Genomic DNA, 24,824 nt, shown 5'->3' with positions numbered 1-24,824 from the left:
GAGGGGATCCGTCCGGTCACTCATCGTGCCGGCGTTGTGCTGTTACACCCCTCTGGCGCGATCCGGTTGGAGCTGTAACACTTGAAAGGTGTACGGCAACGACTTTCCGAACCCGGACGAGACGCCCGGCGGCGGCCTGCTCGATCAGGTCGAGGCGGCGGAGGCGGCCCTGCGGGAGGCCGCCGCCCGTGGCCGACCCGACGCCGGGCCGGTGGGCGGGGCCGACCCGGCGGCGTACTTCGCCGAGGTGATCGGCGCCGACCAGAAGATCGAGCCCCGCGACTGGATGCCGGAGGCGTACCGCAGGACGCTGATCCGGCAGATCGCCCAGCACGCCCACTCCGAGATCATCGGCATGCAGCCGGAGGGGAACTGGATCAGCCGCGCCCCCTCGCTCAAACGCAAGGCGATCCTGCTCGCCAAGGTGCAGGACGAGGCCGGGCACGGGCTCTACCTCTACTCCGCCGCGGAGACCCTCGGCATCAGCCGGGACGAGCTGGTCCAGCTCCTGCTCGACGGTCGGCAGAAGTACAGCTCGATCTTCAACTACCCCACCCTGACCTGGGCCGACGTCGGCGCGATCGGCTGGCTGGTGGACGGCGCGGCGATCGTCAACCAGGTCCCGCTGTGCCGCTGCTCGTACGGGCCGTACGCGCGGGCGATGATCCGGGTCTGCAAGGAGGAGTCGTTCCACCAGCGGCAGGGCTACGAGATCCTGCACACCCTGGCGCACGGCACCGGGGCGCAGCGGGCGATGGCCCAGGACGCGGTGGACCGCTGGTGGTACCCGTCGCTGGCGATGTTCGGCCCGCCGGACGGTGACTCCACCCACTCCGCGCAGTCGATGGCCTGGAAGATCAAACGGTTCTCCAACGACGAGCTGCGGCAGCGCTTCGTCGACATGTGCGTCGGCCAGGCCGAGGCCCTCGGCCTCACCCTGCCCGACCCCGACCTGCGGTGGAACGACGAGCGGCAGGCGTACGACTACACCCAGCCCGACTACGCGGAGCTGCTGCGGGTGATCAAGGGCGACGGCCCGTGCAACCGGGAGCGGATCACCCACCGCCGCGCCGCCCACGCCGAGGGCGCCTGGGTCCGTGAGGCCGCCACCGCCTACGCCGCCAAGCAGGCGGCCCGCCAGCGGGAGTTGGTCGCATGAGCCGCGAGGAGCTGTCGCCGCTGTGGGAGGTCTTCGTGCGGGCCCGGCGCGGGCTGTCGCACACCCACGTCGGCAGCCTGCACGCCCCCGACGCCGAGCTGGCCCTGCGCAACGCGCGGGACCTCTACACCCGGCGGCAGGAGGGCGTGTCGATCTGGGTGGTGCCGGCCGCCGCGATCACCGCGTCCAGCCCGGACGAGAAGGACGCCTTCTTCGACCCGGCGGCCGACAAGGTCTACCGCCACCCCACCTTCTACGAGGTGCCGGACGGGGTGGCCCACCTGTGAACGACGACCTCTTCCGGTACGCGCTGCGGCTCGGCGACGACGCCCTGATCGCCGCGCAGCGGCTGGCCGGGTGGGCGACCCGCGCTCCGGAGATGGAGGAGGACGTCGCGCTGGCCAACATCGCCCTCGACCAGCTCGGCGCGGCCCGCCTGCTGCTGACGTACGCGGGCGAGCTGGAGGGGGCCGGGCGGGACGAGGACGCCCTGGCCTACCTGCGCGACGACCGGGAGTTCCGCAACTGCCTCCTGGTGGAGCTGCCCAACGGCGACTTCGCGGTGACCATGGCGAAGCTGCTCTTCCTCGCCGCCTACCAGCGGTCGACCTACGGGTCGCTGGTGACGTCCACCGACGAGCGGCTGGCCGCGATCGCGGAGAAGACCCGCAAGGAGGTCGCCTACCATCTCGACCACGCCGCGCTCTGGGTGCGCCGGCTCGGCGACGGCACCGAGGAATCGCACCGGCGGATGCAGGCGGCGGTGGACGAGATCTGGCCGTACACGCACGAGCTGTTCGCCGCCGACGAGACGACCGCCCGGCTGGCGGCGGCCGGGCTGGTCGCCGCCCCGGTCAGCTACCGGGGGCAGTGGCTGGAGACGGTCGAGGAGGTGCTCGCCGACGCCACGCTGACCCGCCCGGCCGACGGCTGGGGGCCGTCCGGGGGCCGCGACGGCGTGCACACCGAACACCTGTCGTACCTGCTGGCCGAGATGCAGGTGCTGCACCGCGCCCACCCGGGGGCGACATGGTGACGTCCGAGGCGACCGCGACGGCGGTGGCGGCGGTGGCGGCGGTGGTGGACCCGGAGATCCGGGTGCTCACCATCGACGACCTGGGCATCCTGCGGTCGGTCGACGAGGATCCGGCCACCGGGCGGATCACGGTCACCATCACCCCCACCTACACCGGCTGCCCGGCGATGGACGTGATCCGCGCCGACATCCGTCGGGCGCTCGCCGCCGCCGGTCACCCCGACGCCGAGGTCCGTACCGTCCTGCGCCCGGCCTGGAGCACCGACTGGATCTCCGAGGCGGGCCGGGCCAAGCTGGCCGCCGCGGGCGTCGCCCCGCCGGCCCCGACCGCCGGCCCCGGCCGCGTCGTCGCGCTGACCCTCGGCGTCCGCTGCCCACGGTGCGGGTCACCGGAGACCGAGCAGATCAGCCGGTTCGGCTCGACCGCCTGCAAGGCGCTGTGGCGGTGCCGGGCCTGCCGGGAACCCTTCGACCACCTGAAGGCGCTGTGACCGTCACGATCACCAGGCCGGCCCGTCGCCGGCCGGTCTTCCATCCGCTGCCGGTCGTCGCCGTCGACCGGCTCACCGACGACGCCGTGGCGGTCAGCTTCGCCGTACCGGAGGAGCTGCGCGCCGTCTTCGCGTTCCAGGCCGGCCAGCATCTCACCGTACGCCGCGTGGCTGACGACGGCGGCGAGGTGCGGCGGTCGTACTCGATCTGCTCGACGCCCGACGACCTGGCCCGGCACGGGCGGCTGCGGATCGGCGTGCGGGAGGTCCCCGGCGGCGCGTTCTCCACCTTCGCCTGCGGGGCGCTGCGCTCCGGCGACACCGTCGACGTGCTGCCGCCGCTGGGGCATTTCACCTCGGCGTTCGCGCCGGACCGGGTCCGGCGTTACGGCGCGGTGGTGGCCGGGTCGGGCGTCACCCCGGTGCTCGCGCTGACCGCGACCGCCCTGGCCGTCGAGCCGGCCAGCACGGTGACCCTGGTGTACGGCAACCGTACGGCCAACACGGTGATGTTCGCCGAGGAGCTGGCGGACCTGAAGGACCGGTACCCGACCCGGCTGCACCTGGTGCACGTGCTGTCCCGGGAGCCGGGCGAGTCGCCGCTGCTCTCCGGGCGGATCGACGCCGACCGGCTGGGCCGGCTGCTGGACAGCGTCGTGCCCGGTGACCGGATCGACGAGTGGTTCCTCTGCGGCCCGTACGGGATGGTGGTCGACGCGCAGGCGGTGCTCGCCCAGCGGGGCGTGCCGGAGTCGGCGGTGCGCGCCGAGCTTTTCCACGTGGACGCGCCGCCGGCGCCGCCGCTGCGCCCGGCCGACACGCCGGGCGCCGGGGCGGAGGTGACCATCGTGCTGGACGGTCGGGCGTCCACCTTCACCATGCGCCCTGACGAGCGGGTGCTGGACGCCGCGCTGAAGGTCCGCGGCGAGCTGCCGTACGCGTGCAAGGGTGGGGTCTGCTCGACCTGCCGGGCGAAGGTCGTGGCCGGCGCGGTGACGATGGCCCGCAACTACGCGCTGGAGCCGGACGAGGTGGCCGCCGGTTACGTGCTGACCTGCCAGTCCAGTCCGACGACCGACACCCTCACCGTCGACTACGACGCCTGACCTCGACAGCATCGGCCGTGCTGGCCGGACGGCATACACGGCTGCGCACGCTTTGCTCTGCCGCCATCCACGCGCCAGCCACCCTCGGTGACCGGCGTTCCCGGCACCGGGGACCACTCCGAACGGCAAGTTCCCTGGTCAGTGTCGGTGTCGCGGATATGGGTGCAGAGCAAAGGAAACCGGAGGCAGTGTTGCGGCCCGACGGGGGTCACGTGGCGTGTCCGGCAGCCGTCCATGCCATCCCGGCCCGCAGGGAACCCGACGGACCGACCTTGCGCCCGTCGGCTACCCGGTCAGGCGGGTCGTTCCGGCTCGGTGCGGAGGCGGGCGGTCCAGTAGGTCAGGTCGGAGCGGCGCTCGACCAGGGTCACCGGCTCGCCGCGCCCCGGTCGTCGCCGAGCGCCTCGGCGGCCTCCGGTGAGACCAGCACGACGGTGTAGCGGGGCCGCCTCGATCTCGGCCTCGGTGAGCTGCGGCTCGTACCGGTGCGGGGTGGTTGTTGCGTCCATCGGTCCTCCCCGGCGGGGGGTGGAAGCGGACCCGGCAGTCCTCCCAGCCGGTGGGTGAGCCGGGTTTCGCGCTTCCTCGACCACTTCGGCCACCTCTGGGCCCCTGGACATCCGGTCTGCCGACGGCATCCAGCGCCCGCCCTTGGTCAGTCCCGCCCGCGCATCGGTCGCTGTCGTACGTCACACGCACGCCTGGCATGACGAGACGTCTGGCCGGGCGACGTAGGCTCGGGGCGTGACGACGGTGAACCGGGAGATCGACGACATCCTGCGGCACGGCGCGGACGGCGGGCGGATCACGCCCGAGGAGGCGCTGCTGCTCTACACCGAGGCGCCGTTCCACGCCCTCGGTGAGGCGGCCGACGCGGTACGTCGGCGGCGGTACCCGGACAACGTGGTCACGTACCTGATCGACCGCAACATCAACTACACCAACGTCTGCGTCACCGCGTGCAAGTTCTGCGCGTTCTACCGCGCGCCGAAGCACTCCGAGGGCTGGACCCACCCGACGGAGGAGATCCTGCGCCGCTGCGGCGAGGCGGTCGAGCTGGGCGCGACCCAGGTGATGCTCCAGGGCGGCCACCACCCCGACTACGGGGTGGAGTACTACGAGGAGCTGTTCTCCTCGGTCAAGAAGGCGTACCCGCAGCTCGCCATCCACTCGATCGGCCCGAGCGAGATCCTGCACATGGCGAAGGTCTCCGGCGTCAGCCTGGACGAGGCGATCGCCCGGATCAAGGCCGCCGGGCTGGACTCGATCGCCGGGGCCGGGGCCGAGATGCTGCCGGCGCGCCCCCGGAAGGCGATCGCGCCGCTGAAGGAGTCCGGCGAGCGCTGGCTGGAGGTCATGGAGCTGGCGCACCGGCAGGGCGTCGAGTCGACCGCCACGATGATGATGGGCACCGGCGAGACCAACGCCGAGCGGATCGAGCACCTGCGGATGATCCGGGACGTCCAGGACCGGACGAACGGTTTCCGCGCCTTCATCCCGTGGACGTACCAGCCGGAGAACAACCACCTCAAGGGGCGCACCCAGGCGACCGCGCTGGAGTACCTGCGGCTGGTCGCGGTGGCCCGGCTGTTCTTCGAGACCGTTCCGCACCTGCAGGCGTCCTGGCTGACCACCGGCAAGGACGTCGGTCAGCTCGCCCTGCACATGGGGGTGGACGACCTGGGCTCGATCATGCTGGAGGAGAACGTCATCTCCTCGGCCGGCGCCCGGCACCGCTCCAACCTGCACGAGCTGATCGCGATGATCCGTTCCGCGGGCCGCGTCCCGGCGCAGCGGGACACCCTCTACCGTCGGTTGGCGATACATCACACGCCGGCCGACGATCCGACCGACGAGCGGGTCGTCTCGCACTTCTCGTCGATCGCGATGCCGGGCGGCGGGGCCGGAAAGTCATTGCCATTGGTGGACGTCCGATAAACGCTGGGTAATCGTCGGCTTTTGTCGGACGTCGACCGAACGGGCAATGGTTGCCCGGCGACACGGTTGATCAGAGTGGCTGATGGGGCCAGTGTGACCTGGGGCTGGGGCCGGGAAGCTCCATCAATCCGGACAATCCTTAAGTCAGTCTTAGCCCGGCAGCTCACAACGCGTTCCCCAGTGGGGTAGCGAGGATGATCGCAGAACGCTAACGTGCGGTCGGCGGTGACGGACGCGATCGCGAATCCGACCGCAAGCCTTCCGTCTTCCATGGGGGAACCCTTCATGATCTTCCGTAACCGTCCGTTGGCGCGGTTCGGCGCTGCCGCTCTGCTCGCCTCCGGCGCGTTCACCGTCCTCGGCGCCCCCGCGTACGCGGCCGGCGCCGAGACGGACCTCTCGCTCGACGTGGTCGGCGCCCGGGTCGCCGCCGGCGCCTCGGGCAAGATCGCGTTCGCCAAGGTCACCAACAACGGTAAGAACACCCCGAGCACGTTGGGCATCCGCGCGGACGTGTCGAAGGTGGACTTCGACAAGGTGGCGGCCGTGCCGATCGTCGACGAGTGCGACATCGAGGGCGAGGGCGAGACCCCGACCGCCTGGGTCTGCTCGGTGCCCAAGGAGGCCCTGCCCGGCCCGGGCGAGACCATCGAGGTGCCGCTGGCGGTCTTCAAGACCGGCGAGAAGCTCGACGGCACGTACGAGGCCCCGATGAACGTCACGCTGGTGTCGCCGGACGACACGGACGACAGCAACAACAGCAAGGACGTCACCGTCGAGCTGACCGACGAGAGCGGCCCGGACCTCACCGTCTTCGCCCCGGACGTCAAGCAGGCCGTCAAGGTCACCTCGGACGGCGAGATCAGCGTCGTCGGCGACCTGCGCGCCGGCGAGACCGGTCAGCTCCTGTACATGGTGGCCAACCAGGGTGACCAGGCCGTCGCCGGACTGAAGCTGACCATCAAGCTGCCCAAGGGCGTCACCTTCACCGAGACCGAGCGGGACTGCGCCGTCAACTCGGCCAACACCGAGGCGGTCTGCACCTACGGCGACTTCCCGCTGATCCCGGTGGACCAGGACGAGGACGGGGACGACAAGCAGTTCTCCGCCGCCGAGTTCTACCACCTGCTCTCGGTCGCCGGTGACGTCAAGGCCGGCGCGCTGACCGGCGGCAGCGTCACCGTCGAGGGCATCCTGCCCGAGCGGGGCGTCAAGGCCTTCACCAAGGAGGCCAAGAACCTGCCGGCGAACGCGACCGGCATGTCCGGCGCCGACGTCGACGCCAGCGACAACACCGACGGGTACGCGGTCGTCGTCGCCGCCACGGGCGGCGCCGGCGGCGGTGACGGCGACGAGGGTGGCCTGCCGGTGACCGGTCCGCAGGCCGGCCTGATCGGCGGCATCGGCGGGACCGTGCTGCTCGCCGGTGGCGTCATGTTCCTGGTGTCCCGCCGTCGTCGGGTGGTCCTGGTGACCCCGGGCGACGAGCGGCCGACCGCCTGACGGTCGTCATCCATCGGCCCAGGAGGGCCGTTCACATAACGCACCGCGACGGGGGCGGGATGGGCGACCATCCCGCCCCGGTTGTCTCTCCGTCCACTGTCTACAGGGACCGCCTTCCTGAGATCCGCAGGAAGGTCCCCGCAGCTCCCAACCCCGAGGGAACGATGACACTGCGCAATCTTCCGGCGCTGGCCCGAGCCGGCGCCGTCACCCTGCTCACCGCGGGCCTGGTCGCGGTCGGCGCCCCGGCGTACGCCGCCGACCAGGCTGACCTCGCTCTCGTGCCGGTCAGCACCCAGCTCGCCCGGGGCGTCACCGAGGCGAAGGCCAAGCCGTTCGTGTTCACCGTGGACAACACCCGCGGCACGGTCGACGCCCGCGACGTCACCGTCAGCGTGGACGCCCGCAAGGTCGACCGGAAGAAGGTCGGCTTCGTCGTGCCGGAGGGCTGCCAGCGGCAGCGGGTGGCCGTCTGGTCCTGCGTCCTGGGTGACCTGGCTGCCGGCACCAGCGAGAACTTCGTCATCCCGCTGTTCAGCAAGACGACCCGGGGCGACGCCGGCACGCTGAGCGTGACCGTCGGCTCGGAGACCGCCGACCCGGAGCGCGACGACAACAGCGTCGACGTCGACCTGACCGTCACCCGGCCCGGGTACGACCTGGTCACCTGGGCCCAGGACGTGTACGCCGACGTCGAGGTCGACGGCGCCGCCGACGAGACCGGCCTGATGCCGGTGCGGCCCGGCCAGACCGCCCCGCTGGACTGGGCGGTCTACAACGGCGGCAGCCGACGGGCGACCGGCGTCTTCTACGGCGTCACCCTGCCCGTCGGGGTCAGCTTCGCCGAGCTGCCGGCCACCTGCGTGCGGCAGGACCTCGACGGCGCGGCCCAGGCGTTCTGCGAGGACCGCGCGGTGGTGCTCAAGCCGGGTCAGTACTACACCGACACGATCCGGGTGAAGGTCGCCGAGGACGTCACCGAGCCGGTGCTCCGGGTCGGCAACATCTTCGCGTACGGCCTCAGCCAGGCCGCCGCGGGCCAGCCGCTGGAGCAGCCGCGGGCCGCCGACGCGACCCAGCGCCGTACCTTCACCGAGGTGGACCCGGGTGACAACAGCGCCGTCTTCGACGTGTTCGTCGACCTGTCGGCCGGCCCCGGCCCGTCGCCGACCCCGACCGGTGAGCCGACGGTCTCCCCGGGCCCCTCGTCGAGCCCCTCGCCGGGGACCGGTGGCGACGGTGGCGACGGTGGCGACGGTGGCGTCGGCGGCGGTGACGGCGACGACGGTGGCCTGCCGGTGACCGGTGTCCAGGCCGGGCTGATCGGCGGGATCGGTGGGGCGGTGCTGCTCGCCGGCGGCGTCATGTTCCTGGTGTCCCGCCGTCGCCGGGTGCTCCTGGTGACTCCGGACGACGAGCGGCCGACCGCCTGACCGCCTGACGCGCGAACGCGGGGCCGGCCGGGGTGACCATCACCTCCGTCCGGCCCCGCGTTCGTCCGCCCCCACGGTGGTCCGGTCCGGCGTTGGTCCGGTCCGGCGTTCGTCCGCCCCCACGGTGGTCCGCGCCGGCGTTGGTCCGGTCCGGCGTTCGTCCGCGCCGGCCGGCCCGGCCGGCCGGTGGGTCGGCGCGGCTGGCAGAGTGGAGGGATGAGCCGTACCCCGCAGGGCCAGCGCGCCGGTCTGGACAAGCAGCCGCACGAGATCGCCACGATGTTCGACGGCGTGGCCGCCCGTTACGACCTGACGAACACGGTGCTCTCCTTCGGTCAGGACCGCTTCTGGCGGCGGGCGACCAGGGCCGCGCTGGAGCTGCGCCCGGGGCAGCGGGTGCTGGACGTGGGGGCCGGCACCGGGGTCTCCACCGAGGAGCTGGCCCACTCCGGGGCGTACGCGGTGGGCGCCGACCTGAGCCTGGGCATGCTGGCCGCCGGCCGTCAGGTCCGTCCCCGGGTGCCGCTGCTGGCCGGGGACGCGCTGCGGCTGCCGTTCGCCGACGCCACCTTCGACGCGGTGACCATCTCGTTCGCCCTGCGTAACGTGACGGACCCGGACGCGGCCCTGCGTGAGCTGGCCCGGGTCACCCGGCCGGGCGGACGGCTGGTGGTGTGCGAGTTCTCCTCGCCGACGAACGCCGCCTTCCGTACGGCCTACCTGTCGTACCTGATGCGGTCGTTGCCGGCGGTGGCGCGGGCGGTGTCCAGCAACCCGGACGCCTACGTCTACCTGGCGGAGTCGATCCGGGCCTGGCCGGACCAGCCGGCGCTGGCGGCCCGGATCGGCGCGGCCGGCTGGCGCCGGGTGGCGTGGCGCAACCTGACCGGTGGCGTCACGGCCCTGCACCGCGCGACCCGCGACTGATCAGACCCGGTCACTCCCCCCTCGGCCCTCCACCGACCCGCCCACCCACGCGCGGTCGCTGTTTCACGGAAGTAGCGGTGTCGATGCCGTCGGAGGCCCCCACCTCCTGGATATGGCGCGCTCGCTCGACGCGGGGACGTGGGGCGGCGCGTCGCTCATATTCGCGGTTATCCGTTTTTGGGGGGGTTTGTCGTCGTAGGCTGTCCGCCATGACCGGAGCAGACGAAGCGGACGCGGTGGCCACCGTCGACGAGGACGACACCCGGGAACTCGTCGCCCAGTTGCGGCAGCTCGCCGGGGCCGATCCGGCGACCGTCCGTCAGGTCGTGGCCGAGGTGCTCAGCGCGCTGGACCGGGCGGCCGGCGGGGCGCTGCGGGACCAGTTCCCCGAGGCGATCCGGCTGGACGTCGGGCTGGATCCGGCGACTCCCGGTCACCCCTGAGTTACTGGTCAGGGCCCGAAAACCCGCCCTCCAGGCAAGTTAGGGTCACCTAAGCACGGCTGGTGGTAGCGACGGTCATAGACTCCTCTCCGTTGGCTTGTGAAGCATTTCACGAGCGTAGGGGAGGAGGCCCGGATGACGACGGTCGAGCGTGACGCCGACGTGATCGTCGTGGGCGCCGGACCCGGCGGCTCGGCGACCGCGTACCACCTGGCGCGCCACGGGGTGCGGGTGCTGCTGCTAGAGAAGACCGAGTTCCCCCGGGAGAAGGTCTGCGGCGACGGGCTGACCCCCCGGGCGGTCCGTCAGTTGATCCGGATGGGGGTGGACACCTCCCCCGAGGCGGGTTGGCTGCCCAATCGGGGTCTGCGGGTCATCGGCGGCGGTCTCCGGCTGGAGCTCGACTGGCCCGATCTGGCCAGCTTCCCCAACTACGGTCTGGTGCGCACCCGGCTGGACTTCGACGACCTGCTCGCCCGCCGGGCCGTGGCGGCCGGCGCCGAGCTGCGTACCGGCGTGAACGTGATCGAGCCGGTGCTCGACGACGACGGCCGGGTGACCGGGGTGACCGCCGAGGTCGGCCCGGACAAGGCCCCGGCCAGCTTCCACGCCCCGCTGGTGGTCGCCGCCGACGGCGTCTCCGGCCGGTTCCCGCTGGCGCTCGGCCTGACCAAGCGGGAGGACCGCCCGATCGGCGTCGCGGTCCGGCGCTACTACCGGTCCCCGGCCAAACACGACGACGACTACCTGGAGTCGTGGCTGGAGCTGCGCAGCAAGGGCAGCGACGCGCTGCTGCCCGGGTACGGCTGGATCTTCGGTCTCGGTGACGGCCGGGTCAACGTGGGCCTGGGCGTGCTGAACTCCTCCTCCGCCTTCGGCAAGACCAACTACCGCCGGCTGCTCACCGACTGGCTGGCGAACACGCCTGCCGACTGGGGGATGACCGACGAGGCGAACGCCGAGGGGCCGATCCTCGGCGCGGCGTTGCCGATGGGCTTCAACCGGGTGCCGCACTACACCCGGGGCGTGCTGCTGGTCGGTGACTCCGGCGGCATGGTCAACCCGTTCAACGGCGAGGGCATCGCGTACGCGATGGAGTCCGGCGAGATCGCCGCGGAGATCGCGGCGCAGGCGCTCGCCCGGCCGGCCGGCGTGCTGCGCGAGCGGGCGCTGACGGCCTACCCGGCGGAGCTGAAGGCGCGGTTCGGCGGCTACTACCGGCTCGGCGGCATCTTCGTGAAGCTGATCGGCCGTCCCGAGATCATGCGGATCGCCACCCGGCACGGCATGCCGCACCCGATGCTGATGCGCTTCGTGCTCAAGCTGCTGGCCAACCTGACCGATCCGCGCGGCGGTGACGCGATGGACCGGGTCATCAACGCGATGACGAAGGCGGCGCCAGCGGTCTAGGACACCCCCCGGTAACAGTTGCCGGAGGTGAAGTTAATAGTGTGATTTCGCCAACCACCCGACGCCGACCCCTACGCCAGCCACCGACGCCAACCACCGAGGGCAGGGAAGGACGAGCAGGAGACCACGATGACGCTCTCGCCTTACGCACCCATCATCGGGCTGTTCGCCCTCGCTGCGGCGTTCGCGCTCTTTTCGATCGCCGCCGCCCGCCTGACCGGCCCGCGCCGCTACAACAAGGCCAAGCTCGAAGCGTACGAGTGTGGCATCGAGCCGAGCCCGCCACCGGTCGGCGGCGGTCGGTTCCCGATCAAGTTCTACCTGACGGCGATGCTCTTCATCGTCTTCGACATCGAGATCATCTTCCTCTACCCCTGGGCGGTCTCGTTCGACGCCCTGCCGATCTTCGGCTTCGTGGAGATGGTCCTGTTCATCATCGCGGTCTTCGTCGCGTACGCCTACGTGTGGCGGCGCGGCGGCCTGGACTGGGACTGAGGGAGGAAGCTCAGATGGGTATCGAGGAGAAGCTTCCCGCCGGCATCCTGCTGACCTCGGTGGAGAAGCTGGTCAACTGGTCGCGGAAGTCCTCGGTCTGGGGAGCCACCTTCGGCCTGGCCTGCTGCGCCATCGAGATGATGGCCGCCGGCGGCCCGCACTACGACATGGGCCGCTGGGGCATGGAGGTCTTCCGGGCCTCGCCCCGCCAGGCGGACCTGATGATCGTCGCCGGCCGGGTGAGCCAGAAGATGGCCCCGGTGCTGCGGCAGATCTACGACCAGATGGCCGAGCCCCGGTGGGTGCTCTCGATGGGCGTCTGCGCCAGCAGCGGCGGCATGTTCAACAACTACGCCATCGTGCAGGGCGTCGACCACGTCGTCCCGGTCGACATGTACCTCCCCGGCTGCCCGCCCCGGCCGGAGATGCTCATCGACGCGATCCTCAAGCTCCGCGAGAAGATCGGCCACGAGCCGCTCGGCCCGAACGGCCGCAAGATGCTGGAGGCCCGCCAGGCCCGCGGTGACGTGCCGGTGGTGCCGTACGGCTCGATGCCGTCGTCCTACCGCGAGGACAAGGCCCGGCGCGCCGCCTGGACGCAGGCCGTCAAGGAGGGGCGCGAGGAACAGCTCCGGATCGAGAACTGGATGAACGCCCAGAACCACCTCCACCCGCACGGGGGCATCAAATGACGGCTCCGAACGACAGGATCGACGACGGTGGGGTGCCGGTTCCGGTGGCGCCGGCCGGGGCCAGCACCGGGGCGCCGGCCGAGTACCCGCCGGCCAGCCCGGCCGGTCGCGGCATGTTCGGCATCCAGGGCTCCGGTGACACCTCCGGCTTCGGCGGGCTGGTCCGGTCGCGGCAGACCATCGAGGAGGCCCCACGCCCGTACGGGAGCTACTTCGACGAGGTGCGCGACGCGCTGGAGGAGGCGTACCCCGGGTTCCAGGACGCGATCGAGAAGGTCGTGGTGGACCGGGGCGAGCTCACCCTGCACGTCCGGCCGGAGAAGATCGCCGAGGTCTGCCAGGTGATGCGGGACGACCTGGCCCTGCGCTTCGAGCTGTGCTCCTCGGTCTCCGGGGTGGACTACCTGGGCTCGGACGGGCGTCGGCTGCACGTGGTCTACCACCTCACCTCGATGACGTACCGCCGTCGGGTGCGGCTGGAGGCCGCCGTCTCCGCCGAGGACCCGCACCTGCCGAGCGTGACCGCCGTCTACCCGACCGCCGACTGGCAGGAGCGGGAGGCGTACGACATGTTCGGCGTCGTCTTCGACGGCCACCCCAACCTGACCCGGATCCTCATGCCGGACGACTGGGAGGGGCACCCGCAGCGCAAGGACTACCCGCTCGGCGGCGTGCCCGTCGAGTACAAGGGCGCGGAGATCCCACCGCCGGACCAGCGGAGGTCGTACCAGTGAGCACCCCGAGCTACGCCACCGAGCGCGAGACGACCGAGGGCAGGGTCTTCACCGTCACCGGCGGGGACTGGGACACCATCGTCTCCGCCACGGACCCGATCAACGACGAGCGGATCGTGGTCAACATGGGTCCGCAGCACCCGTCCACGCACGGGGTGCTGCGGCTGATCCTGGAGTTGGAGGGCGAGACCGTCCGCGAGGCGCGGTCGGTCGTCGGCTACCTGCACACCGGCATCGAGAAGAACCTCGAGTACCGCAACTGGGTGCAGGGCTCCACCTTCGTGACCCGGATGGACTACCTCGCCCCGATCTTCAACGAGACGGCGTACGCGCTGGCGGTGGAGAAGCTGCTCGGCATCACCGACGACATCACCGAGCGGGCCACGGTGATCCGGGTGCTGATGATGGAGCTGAACCGGATCTCCTCGCACCTGGTCTGGCTGGCCACCACCGGCATGGAGCTGGGCGCGATCTCGATCATGCTGTACGGCTTCCGCGAGCGGGAGTACATCCTCGACATCTTCGAGAGCATCACCGGCCTGCGGATGAACCACGCGTACGTCCGGCCGGGCGGGGTCGCCCAGGACGTGCCGGACGACGCGATCGTCAAGATCCGCAAGTTCCTGAAGATGATGCCGGAGAAGCTCAAGGAGTACGAGGACCTCCTCTCCGGGCAGCCGATCTGGGTCGAGCGGACGCGGGACGTCGCCGTCCTCGACGTCACCGCCTGTCTCGCGCTCGGCGTGACCGGGCCGGTGCTGCGCTCCGCCGGGCTCCCCTGGGACCTGCGCAAGACCGAGCCGTACTGCGGCTACGAGACGTACGAGTTCGACGTGCCGACCCACCCGGACGGCGACGTCTGGGGCCGCTACCAGGTCCGGCTGGCCGAGATCCGGGAGTCGTTGAAGCTGGTCGAGCAGGCGCTCGACCGGCTGCGGCCCGGCCCGGTGATGGTCGCCGACAAGAAGATCGCCTGGCCCGCGCAACTCGCCATCGGCGTGGACGGCATGGGCAACTCCCTGGAGCACGTCGCCAAGATCATGGGGCAGTCGATGGAGTCCCTGATCCACCACTTCAAGCTGGTCACCGAGGGCTTCCGGGTCCCGCCGGGCCAGGTCTACGTGGCGATCGAGGCGCCGCGCGGCGAGCTGGGCGTGCACGCGGTCTCCGACGGCGGCACCCGGCCGTACCGGGTGCACTACCGGGAGCCGAGCTTCGTCAACCTCCAGGCCCTCCCGGCGATGGCCGAGGGCGGCCTGATCGCCGACGTGATCGCCGGTGGCGCCTCGCTGGACCCCGTGATGGGCGGTTGTGACCGGTGAGCGCGAGGAGCGAAGCGAAGCGGAGCACCAGGCACCTGCGCGAGGAGCGAGCGGAGCGAGCCCCGCAGTCGCGGGCAGAGGACGGCGCGGCCGCGAACGGAAGGCGACGTTGATGAGTGTTTTCACCGACGAGACTCGGGCGCGGGCGCGCGAGATCATCTCCCGCTACCCGGCCGACCGGTCGCGGTCGGCGCTGCTGCCGCTGCTGCACCTGGTGCAGTCCGAGGAGGGTTACGTCTCCCCGGCCGGCGTGGAGTTCTGCGCCGAGGCGCTCGGCCTGAACAAGGCCCAGGTCGGCGCGGTCGCCACCTTCTACACCATGTACAAGCGCCGGCCGACCGGCGACTACCTGGTCAGCGTCTGCACCAACACGATGTGCAACGTGCTGGGCGGCCAGGAGGTCTACGACACCCTCGCCGAGCACCTGGGCGTCGGTCACGACGAGACCACCGCCGACGGGACGATCACCCTGGAGCATGCCGAGTGCCTCGCGGCCTGCGACTACGGCCCGGTGATGACTGTCAACTACGACTTCTTCGACGGCGTCGACCCGCAGACCGCGCTGGGCGTGGTCGAGGAGCTGCGCGCGGGCGGCCGACCGATGCCGACCCGGGGCGCCCGGCTCTGCACCCTGAAGGAGATGTCGGTGCAGTTGGCCGGCTTCGCCGACGAGCGGGACGGCGCGGTCGCCGACGGCGGCCCCGGCGAGCCGACCCTGCGTGGGCTGCGCCTGGCCCAGCAGCACGGCATCTCGGTGCCGGGCTTCGACCCGAGCACCCCGATCCGCAGCAAGGCCGAGGCCGACCGGGCCGCCGCCGAGGCGAAGGCCAAGGCGGAGGCCGAGAAGGCGCAGGCGGGTCGGCCCGCGCCGGCCGGTGAGCCGGCGACGCCGGCGGGGGCCAGCGGCAGCACCGCCCCGGACGTGAAGGCCCCGGACGACAAGTCGCCCGAGGTGCGTGCCGCCGAGACCCGGCAGCCGGACGCGCGGACCGCCGTGCCGGACGCGCCGGGCACCAAGGTCCCGGTCGACGGCGCTCCGCCGGCCGCCCGGGACGCCCGGGAGGCGGAGGCCGCCGGCGCGGCGGCCAACCCGCCGGCCGGGGACGCCAAGCCCGCCGGCGACGACGCCGACGCGCAGGAGCGCTCCCTCAAGGAAGCGGAGGCCAACAAGTGACGACGCCTCGGCCGGAGACCCTGGCCAAGCTCACCCCGGTGCTCACCAAGCGGTGGCTGTCGCCGGACGCGTGGCGGATCGACACCTACCAGAAGCTGGACGGCTACGCCGCCCTGCGCAAGGCGCTCAAGGCGCACCCCGACGACCTGATCCAGCTCGTCAAGGACTCCGGCCTGCGCGGCCGGGGCGGCGCGGGCTTCCCGACCGGCCTGAAGTGGGGCTTCATCCCGCAGGGCGACGGCAAGCCGCACTACCTCGTGGTCAACGCCGACGAGGGCGAGCCGGGCACCTGCAAGGACCTGCCGTTGATGACGCACGACCCGCACTCGCTGGTCGAGGGCGTGATCATCGCGTCGTACGCGATCCGCGCCAACCGGGCGTACATCTACATCCGCGGCGAGGCGGTGCACGCCGCCCGCCGGCTGCGCAACGCGGTGCGGGAGGCGTACGCGAAGGGTTTCCTCGGCCGGAACATCCTCGGCTCCGGCTTCGACCTGGACCTGGTGGTGCACGGCGGGGCCGGCGCGTACATCTGCGGCGAGGAGACGGCGCTGCTGGACTCCCTGGAGGGTTTCCGGGGCCAGCCGCGGCTGCGTCCGCCGTTCCCGGCCACGCACGGCCTGTACGCCTGCCCGACGGTGGTCAACAACGTCGGCACCATCGCCAGCGTGCCGTACATCGTGCTGGGCGGGGCGGACTGGTGGAAGAGCATGGGCACGGAGAAGTCCGCCGGCCCGATGATCTACTCGCTCTCCGGCCGGATCGCCGACCCGGGTCAGTACGAGTGCGGCCTGGGCATCACCCTGCGTGAGCTGATCGAGCTGGCCGGCGGGATGCTGCCGGGGCACAACCTGAAGTTCTGGACCCCGGGCGGCTCGTCGACCCCGCTGCTCACCGCCGAGCACCTGGACGTCCCGCTGGACTTCGAGGGCGTCGCGGCGGCCGGGTCGATCCTCGGCACCACGGCCACCCAGATCTTCTCCGACCAGGACTGCCCGGTCTACGCGACGTACCGGTGGCTGGAGTTCTACCACCACGAGTCGTGCGGCAAGTGCACCCCGTGCCGGGAGGGCAACTTCTGGATGGTCCGGGTGTACCGGCGGATCCTCGCCGGTCAGGGCACCCACGAGGACCTGGACACCCTGCTCGACACCTGCGACAACATCCTCGGCCGCTCGTTCTGCGGTCTGGGTGACGGCGCGACCAGCCCGGTCACCTCCTCGCTGAAGTACTTCAAGCAGGACTACCTCGACTACATCGAGGGCCGCACCGCTCCGAAGCTGTCGGAGAAGACCCTGGTGGGGGCGCACTGATGAGCGCGAGGAACGAGCTTGCGAGTCCCGCAGTCGCGAATGGAGAGCGGCTGATGCGAGCGCGAGGAGTGAGCGGAGCGAGCCCCGCAGTCGCGAGCGAAAGGCTGGCGCAGTGACCGACGTAGCGAAGCAGACCGAGACCGTCACGCTGACCATCGACGGTGTCCAGGTCACCGCGCCGAAGGGCGCGCTGCTGATCCGGGTGGCCGAGCAGATGGGCACCGAGATCCCGCGGTTCTGCGACCACCCACTGCTGGCCCCGGCCGGCGCGTGCCGGCAGTGCCTGGTCGAGGTGGAGGGGCAGCGCAAGCCGGTCGCCTCCTGCACCCAGCCGGTGGCCGAGGGCATGGTGGTCCGGACCCAGCTCACCTCTCCGGTCGCCCAGAAGGCGCAGGAGGGGATCATGGAGCTGCTCCTGGTCAACCACCCGCTCGACTGCCCGATGTGTGACAAGGGCGGTGAGTGCCCGCTGCAGAACCAGGCGATGTCCACCGGCCGGACCGACTCCCGCTTCCACGAGCACAAGCGGGAGTACCCCAAGCCGCTGAACATCTCCACCCAGGTCCTGCTGGACCGGGAGCGCTGCGTGCTCTGCCAGCGCTGCACCCGCTTCTCCGAGGAGATCGCCGGGGACAAGTTCATCGACCTGATGGGCCGCTCCTCCGCCGAGGAGATCAACATCTACCGGGACGAGGCGTACGGGGCGCCCGACGGCGAGGACGCCGGCGACGTGCCGTTCAACTCGTACTTCTCCGGCAACACCGTGCAGATCTGCCCGGTCGGCGCGCTCACCGGCGCCCAGTACCGGTTCCGGGCCCGCCCGTTCGACCTGGTCTCCACCCCGAGCGTCTGCGAGCACTGCTCGGCCGGTTGCGCGCAGCGCACCGACTGGCGGCGGGGCAAGGTGCTGCGCCGGCTGGCCGGCGACGACCCGCAGGTCAACGAGGAGTGGAACTGCGACAAGGGGCGGTGGGGCTTCCAGTACACCCGCGCCTTCGACCGGATCACCACCCCGCTGGTACGGGACACGAAGACCGGTGAGCTGCGCGAGGCGTCCTGGAGCGAGGCGCTCACCGTGGCCGCCGAGGGGCTGGCCGCGGCCCGTGACGGCGGTCAGGGCGCGGCGGTGCTCACCGGCGGCCGGCTGACCGTCGAGGACGCCTACGCGTACGCGAAGTTCGCCCGGGTGGTGCTGAACACCAACGACATCGACTTCCGGGCCCGGCCGGTCTCCCGCGAGGAGACCGAGTTCCTGGCCAGCGACGTCGCCGGGATCACCGACGTCACCTACGCGGACGTGGAGAACGCCCCGGCGGTGGTGCTGGCCGGTCTGGAGCCGGAGGAGGAGTGCCCGATCCTCTTCCTGCGGCTGCGCAAGGCGTACCTGAAGAAGAAGCTCACGGTGTACGCGCTCGCGCCGTTCGCCACCCGTGGCCTGGAGAAGCTCGGCGCGAAGCTCGCCCGGGTGGTGCCCGGCGAGGAGGCGCTGCTGCTGGCCGAGCACGACACGGTAAGCGAGGCGCTCAGCACGCCGGGCGCGATCCTGATCGTCGGCGAGCGACTGGCCAGCGTCCCCGGTGGCCTGTCGGCCGCCGCCGACGTGGCCCGGCGTACCGGCGCGAAGCTGGCCTGGGTGCCGCGGCGCGCGGGTGACCGGGGCGCGGTGGACACCGGCTGCCTGCCGAACCTCCTCCCGGGCGGTCGGCTGGTCACCGAGCCGGCGGCCCGCGCCGAGCTGGGCGAGGCGTGGGACATCGCGGCCGGGGTCATCCCCAGCCAGGCGGGCCGGGACACCGACCGGATCGTCGCCGACGCCGCGGCCGGCAAGCTGGGCGCGCTGGTGGTGGCCGGGGTCGACCCGGCCGACCTGGCCGACCCGCGGCTGGCCGAGCAGGCCCTCGACGAGGTGCCGTTCCTGGTCAGCCTGGAGCTGCGGATGAGCGCGGTGGCCCGGCGGGCCGACGTGGTCTTCCCGGTCGCCCCGGTGGTCGAGAAGGCCGGCAGCTTCCTGGACTGGGAGGGTCGGCTGCGGCCGTTCGACGCGGTGTTGCAGACCCCGGCGATGGCCGACGGCCGGGTGCTCGACGCGCTCGCCGCCCGGCTCGGGGTCACCCTCGGCACCGGGGACGTGCTGAGCGTCCGCCGGGAGCTGGGCGCGCTGCCGGCCACCCGGACCGACCGTCCCGCCACCCCGTCGGTCGCGCCGCAGCCGGCGCCGCAGCCGGGCGCGGGCGAGGCGGTGCTGGCCACCTGGCACCAGCTCGTCGACCTGGGCAGCCTCACCGACGGCGACGAGATCCTGGGCGGCACGGCCCGGCTGCCGCTGGTCCGGCTGGGCAAGGGCACCGCCGAGACGCTGGGGGTCGCCGACGGCGACCCGGTGACGGTGGGCACCGACCGGGGGGCGCTGACCCTGCCGGTGGCGATCACCGAGATGCCGGACGGCGTCGTCTGGCTGCCCACCAACTCGCCCGGTTCGACCGTGCGGCGCAGCCTCGGCGCGACGTCCGGAGCGGTGGTGCGCGTCTCCGCGGCCACGGCCGCCCCGGTCGCGGCCGACGCCGCCGACCGTCCGGGTCCGCTCCTCAACACCGGGGGTGCTGCCCAGTGAGCCCCGCAGTCGTGAACGAAGGGGGTGCCCAGTGAACGCGGTCTACCTCGCGCAGGATCCGACGCTCGCCGACTTCGGCCAGGACCCGTGGTGGCTGGTCCTGATCAAGGTCCTGTTCGCCTTCGTCGTGTGTGTGCTCGCCACCCTGCTCGGCGTCTGGTTCGAGCGGCGGGTCGTGGGCTACATGCAGGTCCGGCCGGGCCCGAACCAGATCGGCCCGCTCGGTCTGCTCCAGACCCTCGCCGACGGCCTCAAGCTGGCCTTCAAGGAGGACATCCTCCCGAAGGCGGCCGACCGGGTCGTCTACTTCTTCGCCCCGGCCGTCTCGGTGATCTGCGCGGTCACCGCCATGTCGGTGATCCCGTTCGGTCCGATGGTGAGCATCTTCGGTCACCGGACGCCGCTCCAGGTCACCGACGTGTCGGTGGCGGTGCTGGTGGTGCTGGCCCTGTCCTCGCTGGCGGTCTACGGCATCGTGCTGGGCGGCTGGGCCTCCGGCTCGACGTACCCGCTGCTCGGCGGGCTCCGCTCCACCGCCCAGCTCATCTCGTACGAGGTGACGCTCGGGCTGAGCGTCGTCGCGGTCTTCATGACCGCCGGCACGATGTCGACCAGCGGGATCGTCGCCGCCCAGGCCAGCGGCACCCAGCTCAACGTGTTCGGGCAGGAGTTCTCCGCCCCCGGCTGGTACGCCCTGCTGCTGTTCCCCAGCTTCGTGATCTTCTTCATCGGGATCGTCGGGGAGACCAACCGGGCGCCGTTCGACCTGCCCGAGGCGGAGTCCGAGCTGGTCGCCGGGTTCCAGACCGAGTACAGCTCGCTGAAGTTCGCGCTCTTCATGCTCTCCGAGTACGTCGCCATGGTGACCATGTCGGCGTTCACCGTGACGCTGTTCCTCGGCGGCTGGCGGGCCCCCGCGCCGATCACCACGTTCTGGGCGGGCGCCAACTCCGGTTGGTGGCCGATGCTGTGGTTCTTCGGCAAGGTGGTCCTGCTGGTCTTCGTCTTCGTCTGGCTGCGCGGCACCCTGCCCCGGCTGCGGTACGACCAGTTCATGCGGCTGGGCTGGAAGGTCCTGCTGCCGGTCAGTCTGCTCTGGATCCTGGTGCTGGCCACCATGCGCAAGTGGGAGATCATGACCCCCGGCCTGCGTTACGGGGTGGCGGTCCTCGGCGGCGTGACGCTGCTGGCGCTGCTGTTCTGGCCGAACCGGAAGCCGGAGCGGAAGCTGACCCCGCAGGAGGTCGTCGACCGTCGGCCGCACGGCAGCTTCCCGGTACCCCCCATGGACCTGCAAGTGCCACCGAGCCCGCGTACCCGGCGGGTGGTGGCCGAGCGGGAGCCGGCCAACGTCGGCGCCAGCTCCGACCCGAAGGAGGTGTGACGTGGGCGGGATCACCGGAACGTTCAAGGGCTTCGGCGTCACCTTCTCGCACATGTTCAGGAAGGTCGTCACGACCGACTACCCGTTCAAGCCACCGACCCCGGCGCCGCGCTACCACGGGCGGCACATCCTCAACCGGCACCCGGACGGGCTGGAGAAGTGCATCGGCTGCGAGCTGTGCGCGTGGGCCTGCCCGGCGGACGCGATCTACGTCGAGGGCGGCGACAACACCGAGGAGCAGCGGTTCTCCCCGGGTGAGCGGTACGCCAGCATCTACCAGATCAACTACGCCCGTTGCATCTTCTGCGGGCTCTGCATCGAGGCCTGCCCGACCCGTTCGCTCACCATGAGCAACGAGTACGAGCTGGCCCGGGACAACCGGCAGGATCTGATCTTCACCAAGGAGCAGCTCCTCGCGCCGCTGCTGCCCGGCATGGAGCAGCCGCCGCACCCGATGCGGCTGGGTGACAGCGAGAAGGACTACTACGTCGGCGCGCTGGAGAACCCGGGCACCTCGGCCGGGGCGGAACGCTCCCCGATGGGCCCCGGCCGGTACGCGCTCGACGACCACCCGGGGGTCACCTTCCCCGGCGCCGAGCAGGCCGCCCAGCGGGCCGAAGCGGGCAAGGGAGACACGGCATGACCACGTCTACGGTGCTGGCCGCGGCGGGCGAGGTCTCCGGCGGCGAGGAGGTCACCTTCTGGATCCTCGCCCCGCTGGCGTTGCTCGGCGCGATCGGCATGCTCTGGGCGCGTAACGCGGTGCACTCGGCGCTGTGGCTGGTGCTGACCATGCTCTGCCTCGGCGTCTTCTACGTCCTGCAGGCCGGGCCGTTCATCGGCATGGTGCAGATCATCGTCTACACCGGCGCGATCATGATGCTGTTCCTGTTCGTGCTGATGCTGGTCGGCCGGGACGCCTCGGACTCGCTGATCGAGACGCTGCGCGGGCAGCGGGTGGCGGCGATCCTGCTCGGGCTGGGCTTCGCCGGCCTGGTCGCCGGTGGCCTGTCCCGCGCGCTGGACGGCACCACCCCGGTCGGCCTGGAGGAGGCCAACGCCGGCGGCAACGTCCAGGGCATCGCCGAGCTGCTGTTCACCAAGTACGTCTTCGCCTTCGAGCTGACCTCGGCGCTGCTGATCACCGCCGCGGTGGGCGCGATGGTGCTGGCGCACGTCGAGCGGCGCCGGGAGGACAAGGTCGACCAGATCGCGACCATGAAGGCCCGCTTCCGGCCCGGCAACTACCCCGGCCCGAAGCCCGGCCCCGGTGTCTTCGCCACCTCCTCCTCGGTGGCCACCCCGGCCCTCCTGCCCGACGGCCGGCTGACCGACCGCGGCATCTCCGAGATCATGCCGGTGCGGGAGATGACGGCCGAGGAAACCATCCTGAAGGGGACGGACCGATGACCCCTGACTACTACCTAATCCTGGCCGCGGTGCTGTTCACCATCGGCGCGGTCGGGGTGCTCGTCCGGCGCAACGCGATCGTGCTGTTCATGTGCGTCGAGCTGATGCTCAACGCGGCCAACCTGACCCTGGTCACGTTCAGCCGGATCAACGGCGACCTGAACGGCCAGATCATGGCCTTCTTCGTGATGGTGGTGGCCGCCGCCGAGGTCGTCGTCGGGCTCGCGATCATCATGTCGATCTTCCGGACTCGACGCTCGGCGAGCGTCGACGACGCCAACCTGCTCAAGTACTAAGGGGCCGACGCAGTGGAAGAGACTGTGCGTTACGCAGAGGCCACGGGTCTCCTCGGCAGCGTCTGGCTGCTGGTGGCCGTCCCGCTGGTCAGCGCGGCGATCCTGCTGCTGCTCGGGCGGCGGGCCGACCGCTGGGGGCACTGGCTCGGGGTGGCCGCGATCGGGGCCGCGTTCGTGCTGGGTCTCAGCTACTTCTTCCAGCTGCGCGGCCTGGAGAACAAGTCCGTCGAGCTGAGCCTCTGGGACTTCATCACCGTCGGTGACCTCCGGGTGGACTTCGGCCTGCTGTTCGACCCGCTGGCCGCGGTCTTCGTCCTGCTGATCACCGGGGTGGGCTTCCTGATCCACCTGTACGCGGTCGAGTACATGGCGCACGACCCGGGCCGGCGACGGTTCTTCGCGTACTTCAACCTGTTCGTCGCCGCCATGCTGCTGCTGGTGCTCGGCAACAACTACGTGATGCTCTACTTCGGCTGGGAGGGCGTCGGTCTGGCGTCGTACCTGCTGATCAGCTTCTGGTCGGACCGGCCGAGCGCGGCGACGGCCGGCAAGAAGGCGTTCCTGATGAACCGGGTCGGCGACGCCGGCCTGGCCATCGGCATCTTCATCATGTTCGCCACCCTGGGCACCACCCAGTACGACGAGGTCTTCAACGGCGTCACCGGCCTGGCCGGCGGCACCGTCCTGGCGCTGGGCCTGCTGCTGCTGCTCGGCGCGACCGGCAAGTCCGGCCAGTTCCCGCTCCAGGCGTGGCTGCCGGACGCGATGGAGGGCCCGACCCCGGTGTCGGCGCTCATCCACGCCGCCACCATGGTCACCGCCGGCGTGTACCTGATCGCCCGGTCCAACCCGGTGTTCTCCGCCAACGGGACGCTCCAGCTCGTGGTGGTCAGCGTCGGCGCGCTCACCCTGCTGCTGGGCTGCGTCATCGGCTCCGCCAAGGACGACATCAAGCGGGTGCTGGCCTGGTCCACGGTCAGCCAGATCGGCTACATGTTCCTCGGCGTCGGGCTGGGCGGCGCGGCGTACGCGCTGGCCATCGTGCACCTGCTGGCGCACGGCTTCTTCAAGGCCAACATGTTCCTCGGGGCCGGTTCGGTCATGCACGGCATGAAGGACCAGGTGGACATCCGCCGCTTCGGCGGGCTCTCGAAGTACATGAAGGTCACCTGGATCACGTTCATGATGGGCTGGCTCGCCATCATCGGCATGTTCCCGTTCTCCGGCTTCTTCTCCAAGGAGCCGATCATCGTGGCCGCGTTCGAGCGGGAGGACTGGACGGCCTGGCTGTTCGGCGGGGCGGCGCTGCTCGGCGCGGGGCTCACCGCCTTCTACATGACCCGGTTGTTCGTGCTCACCTTCCACGGCCCGAAGCGGTGGACCGAGGACATCGAGCACCCGCACGAGTCGCCGGCCCTGATGACGATTCCGCTGATCCTGCTGGCGGTCGGCTCGGTCGGCGCCGGTTTCCTGCTCGCCACGTCGGTGCCGGACTGGCTGGAGGCCACCGCCGGGCTCGGCGGCCAGGAGGAGGGTCACCACGCGGTGCTGTCGCACACCGTCATCACGATCCTCTCCCTGCTGGTCACGGTGCTCGGCGCCGGGCTGGCCTGGATGCTGTTCCGCAACGGCACCGCCACCACGCCGCAGCCGGCCGGGGTGCTGGTCACCGCCGCCCGGCGCAACCTCTACACCGACGCGGTCAACGAGGCGGTCTTCGAGAAGCCGGGCGTCTTCCTGACCCGGGCGCTCGTCTTCCTGGACAACCGGGGCATCGACGGCCTGGTGAACGGTCTGGCCGCGGGCGTGGGCGGCGGCTCGGCCCGGCTCCGGCGGCTGCAGACCGGCTTCGTCCGGTCGTACGCGACGTCGATCCTCACCGGCGCGCTGCTGGTGGTGGCCGCGTTCCTGGCCGTACAGGCGGGGTGGTTCGCGTGATCGACCTCT

General features: G+C 71.4%; 24 protein-coding genes. 23 read left to right on the top strand and 1 reads right to left on the bottom strand.

Going from position 1 to position 24,824, the window contains the following annotated elements; all coding sequences use genetic code 11:
- Window positions 1-88: 88 nt before the first annotated feature.
- The 5 genes from paaA to paaE are packed head-to-tail and all read left to right on the top strand — an operon-like array spanning window position 89 to window position 3,792.
- Window positions 89-1,159, top strand: coding sequence for a 1,2-phenylacetyl-CoA epoxidase subunit PaaA (gene paaA, locus O7606_RS17135; RefSeq protein ID WP_281595036.1), 1,071 nt, complete (start codon window positions 89-91; stop codon window positions 1,157-1,159).
- A complete protein-coding gene (paaB, locus tag O7606_RS17130) occupies window positions 1,156-1,446 on the top strand; it encodes a 1,2-phenylacetyl-CoA epoxidase subunit PaaB (protein WP_281595035.1) in 291 nt (96 codons plus the stop codon). The genes paaA and paaB overlap by 4 nt, the downstream gene beginning before the upstream one ends.
- Window positions 1,443-2,195, top strand: a complete 753-nt coding sequence (paaC, locus tag O7606_RS17125; RefSeq protein WP_281595034.1) for a 1,2-phenylacetyl-CoA epoxidase subunit PaaC — start codon at window positions 1,443-1,445, stop codon at window positions 2,193-2,195. Before paaB ends, paaC begins: the two co-directional genes overlap by 4 nt.
- Window positions 2,189-2,686, top strand: a complete 498-nt coding sequence (gene paaD / locus O7606_RS17120; protein WP_281595033.1) for a 1,2-phenylacetyl-CoA epoxidase subunit PaaD — start codon at window positions 2,189-2,191, stop codon at window positions 2,684-2,686. The genes paaC and paaD overlap by 7 nt, the downstream gene beginning before the upstream one ends.
- Window positions 2,683-3,792 (top strand): 1,2-phenylacetyl-CoA epoxidase subunit PaaE, encoded by a 1,110-nt coding sequence (gene paaE, locus O7606_RS17115; protein ID WP_281595032.1) that lies wholly within the window; start codon window positions 2,683-2,685, stop codon window positions 3,790-3,792. The genes paaD and paaE overlap by 4 nt, the downstream gene beginning before the upstream one ends.
- A 293-nt stretch (window positions 3,793-4,085) precedes the next feature.
- Here paaE and O7606_RS17110 read toward each other — a convergent pair whose 3' ends face one another.
- The gene (locus O7606_RS17110; RefSeq protein ID WP_281595031.1) at window positions 4,086-4,301 is read right to left on the bottom strand and encodes a hypothetical protein; all 216 of its coding nucleotides are present in this window, start codon (window positions 4,299-4,301) and stop codon (window positions 4,086-4,088) included.
- Window positions 4,302-4,536: 235 nt separating this feature from the next.
- Between O7606_RS17110 and mqnC the strand changes: the two genes are divergently transcribed.
- The 18 genes from mqnC to nuoL all read left to right on the top strand — a co-directional run bounded on the left by mqnC (window position 4,537) and on the right by nuoL (window position 24,815).
- Window positions 4,537-5,730, top strand: a complete 1,194-nt coding sequence (mqnC, locus tag O7606_RS17105; protein ID WP_281595030.1) for a cyclic dehypoxanthinyl futalosine synthase — start codon at window positions 4,537-4,539, stop codon at window positions 5,728-5,730.
- A gap of 285 nt (window positions 5,731-6,015) precedes the next feature.
- Window positions 6,016-7,233, top strand: a complete 1,218-nt coding sequence (locus tag O7606_RS17100) for a hypothetical protein (RefSeq protein ID WP_281595029.1) — start codon at window positions 6,016-6,018, stop codon at window positions 7,231-7,233.
- 164 nt (window positions 7,234-7,397) lie between these two features.
- The gene (locus tag O7606_RS17095; protein WP_281595028.1) at window positions 7,398-8,666 is read left to right on the top strand and encodes an LPXTG cell wall anchor domain-containing protein; all 1,269 of its coding nucleotides are present in this window, start codon (window positions 7,398-7,400) and stop codon (window positions 8,664-8,666) included.
- 216 nt (window positions 8,667-8,882) lie between these two features.
- Window positions 8,883-9,593, top strand: a complete 711-nt coding sequence (locus tag O7606_RS17090) for a demethylmenaquinone methyltransferase (protein ID WP_281595027.1) — start codon at window positions 8,883-8,885, stop codon at window positions 9,591-9,593.
- 209 nt (window positions 9,594-9,802) lie between these two features.
- Window positions 9,803-10,036: a hypothetical protein gene (locus O7606_RS17085; RefSeq protein WP_281595026.1), complete on the top strand. Its 234-nt coding sequence runs from the start codon at window positions 9,803-9,805 to the stop codon at window positions 10,034-10,036.
- Between the two features lie 135 nt (window positions 10,037-10,171).
- Window positions 10,172-11,446, top strand: coding sequence for a geranylgeranyl reductase family protein (locus tag O7606_RS17080; protein WP_281595025.1), 1,275 nt, complete (start codon window positions 10,172-10,174; stop codon window positions 11,444-11,446).
- 129 nt (window positions 11,447-11,575) lie between these two features.
- On the top strand, window positions 11,576-11,941 hold the full coding sequence (locus O7606_RS17075) for an NADH-quinone oxidoreductase subunit A (protein ID WP_281595024.1): 366 nt from the start codon (window positions 11,576-11,578) through the stop codon (window positions 11,939-11,941).
- A 14-nt stretch (window positions 11,942-11,955) separates the two neighbouring features.
- Entirely contained in the window at window positions 11,956-12,633 is a 678-nt protein-coding gene (locus O7606_RS17070; RefSeq protein WP_281595023.1) for an NADH-quinone oxidoreductase subunit B, read from the top strand.
- Entirely contained in the window at window positions 12,630-13,367 is a 738-nt protein-coding gene (locus tag O7606_RS17065) for an NADH-quinone oxidoreductase subunit C (protein ID WP_281595022.1), read from the top strand. The genes O7606_RS17070 and O7606_RS17065 overlap by 4 nt, the downstream gene beginning before the upstream one ends.
- Window positions 13,364-14,689 (top strand): NADH-quinone oxidoreductase subunit D, encoded by a 1,326-nt coding sequence (locus O7606_RS17060; protein WP_281595021.1) that lies wholly within the window; start codon window positions 13,364-13,366, stop codon window positions 14,687-14,689. Before O7606_RS17065 ends, O7606_RS17060 begins: the two co-directional genes overlap by 4 nt.
- A gap of 112 nt (window positions 14,690-14,801) precedes the next feature.
- On the top strand, window positions 14,802-15,863 hold the full coding sequence (gene nuoE / locus O7606_RS17055) for an NADH-quinone oxidoreductase subunit NuoE (RefSeq protein WP_281595019.1): 1,062 nt from the start codon (window positions 14,802-14,804) through the stop codon (window positions 15,861-15,863).
- Window positions 15,860-17,176, top strand: a complete 1,317-nt coding sequence (gene nuoF / locus O7606_RS17050) for an NADH-quinone oxidoreductase subunit NuoF (RefSeq protein ID WP_281595018.1) — start codon at window positions 15,860-15,862, stop codon at window positions 17,174-17,176. The genes nuoE and nuoF overlap by 4 nt, the downstream gene beginning before the upstream one ends.
- A gap of 112 nt (window positions 17,177-17,288) precedes the next feature.
- Entirely contained in the window at window positions 17,289-19,787 is a 2,499-nt protein-coding gene (locus O7606_RS17045; RefSeq protein ID WP_281595017.1) for an NADH-quinone oxidoreductase subunit G, read from the top strand.
- 31 nt (window positions 19,788-19,818) lie between these two features.
- A complete protein-coding gene (nuoH, locus tag O7606_RS17040; RefSeq protein ID WP_281595015.1) occupies window positions 19,819-21,171 on the top strand; it encodes an NADH-quinone oxidoreductase subunit NuoH in 1,353 nt (450 codons plus the stop codon).
- 1 nt (window position 21,172) lies between these two features.
- Window positions 21,173-21,814, top strand: coding sequence for an NADH-quinone oxidoreductase subunit NuoI (gene nuoI, locus O7606_RS17035; RefSeq protein ID WP_281595014.1), 642 nt, complete (start codon window positions 21,173-21,175; stop codon window positions 21,812-21,814).
- Entirely contained in the window at window positions 21,811-22,581 is a 771-nt protein-coding gene (locus O7606_RS17030) for an NADH-quinone oxidoreductase subunit J (RefSeq protein ID WP_281595013.1), read from the top strand. Before nuoI ends, O7606_RS17030 begins: the two co-directional genes overlap by 4 nt.
- Window positions 22,578-22,877: an NADH-quinone oxidoreductase subunit NuoK gene (gene nuoK, locus O7606_RS17025; protein WP_088959269.1), complete on the top strand. Its 300-nt coding sequence runs from the start codon at window positions 22,578-22,580 to the stop codon at window positions 22,875-22,877. Before O7606_RS17030 ends, nuoK begins: the two co-directional genes overlap by 4 nt.
- A 12-nt stretch (window positions 22,878-22,889) precedes the next feature.
- On the top strand, window positions 22,890-24,815 hold the full coding sequence (nuoL, locus tag O7606_RS17020; protein ID WP_281595012.1) for an NADH-quinone oxidoreductase subunit L: 1,926 nt from the start codon (window positions 22,890-22,892) through the stop codon (window positions 24,813-24,815).
- Window positions 24,816-24,824: the final 9 nt, after the last annotated feature.

This window comes from Micromonospora sp. WMMD882 (assembly GCF_027497255.1).
GTDB lineage: Bacteria > Actinomycetota > Actinomycetes > Mycobacteriales > Micromonosporaceae > Micromonospora.
Note: the sequence above shows the minus strand (reverse complement) of the source record. Positions and strands in the feature narration are given on the sequence as shown.

What these genes read in the sequence shown, in the direction of transcription:
- O7606_RS17095 (WP_281595028.1), top strand. Translation starts at nt 7,398, where the DNA reads ATGACACTGCGCAATCTTCCGGCGCTGGCCCGAGCCGGCGCCGTCACC.
- nuoE (WP_281595019.1), top strand. Translation starts at nt 14,802, where the DNA reads ATGAGTGTTTTCACCGACGAGACTCGGGCGCGGGCGCGCGAGATCATC.
- nuoK (WP_088959269.1), top strand. Translation starts at nt 22,578, where the DNA reads ATGACCCCTGACTACTACCTAATCCTGGCCGCGGTGCTGTTCACCATC.
- O7606_RS17085 (WP_281595026.1), top strand. Translation starts at nt 9,803, where the DNA reads ATGACCGGAGCAGACGAAGCGGACGCGGTGGCCACCGTCGACGAGGAC.
- O7606_RS17110 (WP_281595031.1), bottom strand. Translation starts at nt 4,301, where the DNA reads ATGGACGCAACAACCACCCCGCACCGGTACGAGCCGCAGCTCACCGAG.
- O7606_RS17080 (WP_281595025.1), top strand. Translation starts at nt 10,172, where the DNA reads ATGACGACGGTCGAGCGTGACGCCGACGTGATCGTCGTGGGCGCCGGA.
- O7606_RS17065 (WP_281595022.1), top strand. Translation starts at nt 12,630, where the DNA reads ATGACGGCTCCGAACGACAGGATCGACGACGGTGGGGTGCCGGTTCCG.
- paaD (WP_281595033.1), top strand. Translation starts at nt 2,189, where the DNA reads ATGGTGACGTCCGAGGCGACCGCGACGGCGGTGGCGGCGGTGGCGGCG.
- paaB (WP_281595035.1), top strand. Translation starts at nt 1,156, where the DNA reads ATGAGCCGCGAGGAGCTGTCGCCGCTGTGGGAGGTCTTCGTGCGGGCC.
- O7606_RS17070 (WP_281595023.1), top strand. Translation starts at nt 11,956, where the DNA reads ATGGGTATCGAGGAGAAGCTTCCCGCCGGCATCCTGCTGACCTCGGTG.
- O7606_RS17100 (WP_281595029.1), top strand. Translation starts at nt 6,016, where the DNA reads ATGATCTTCCGTAACCGTCCGTTGGCGCGGTTCGGCGCTGCCGCTCTG.
- O7606_RS17075 (WP_281595024.1), top strand. Translation starts at nt 11,576, where the DNA reads ATGACGCTCTCGCCTTACGCACCCATCATCGGGCTGTTCGCCCTCGCT.
- O7606_RS17090 (WP_281595027.1), top strand. Translation starts at nt 8,883, where the DNA reads ATGAGCCGTACCCCGCAGGGCCAGCGCGCCGGTCTGGACAAGCAGCCG.
- O7606_RS17030 (WP_281595013.1), top strand. Translation starts at nt 21,811, where the DNA reads ATGACCACGTCTACGGTGCTGGCCGCGGCGGGCGAGGTCTCCGGCGGC.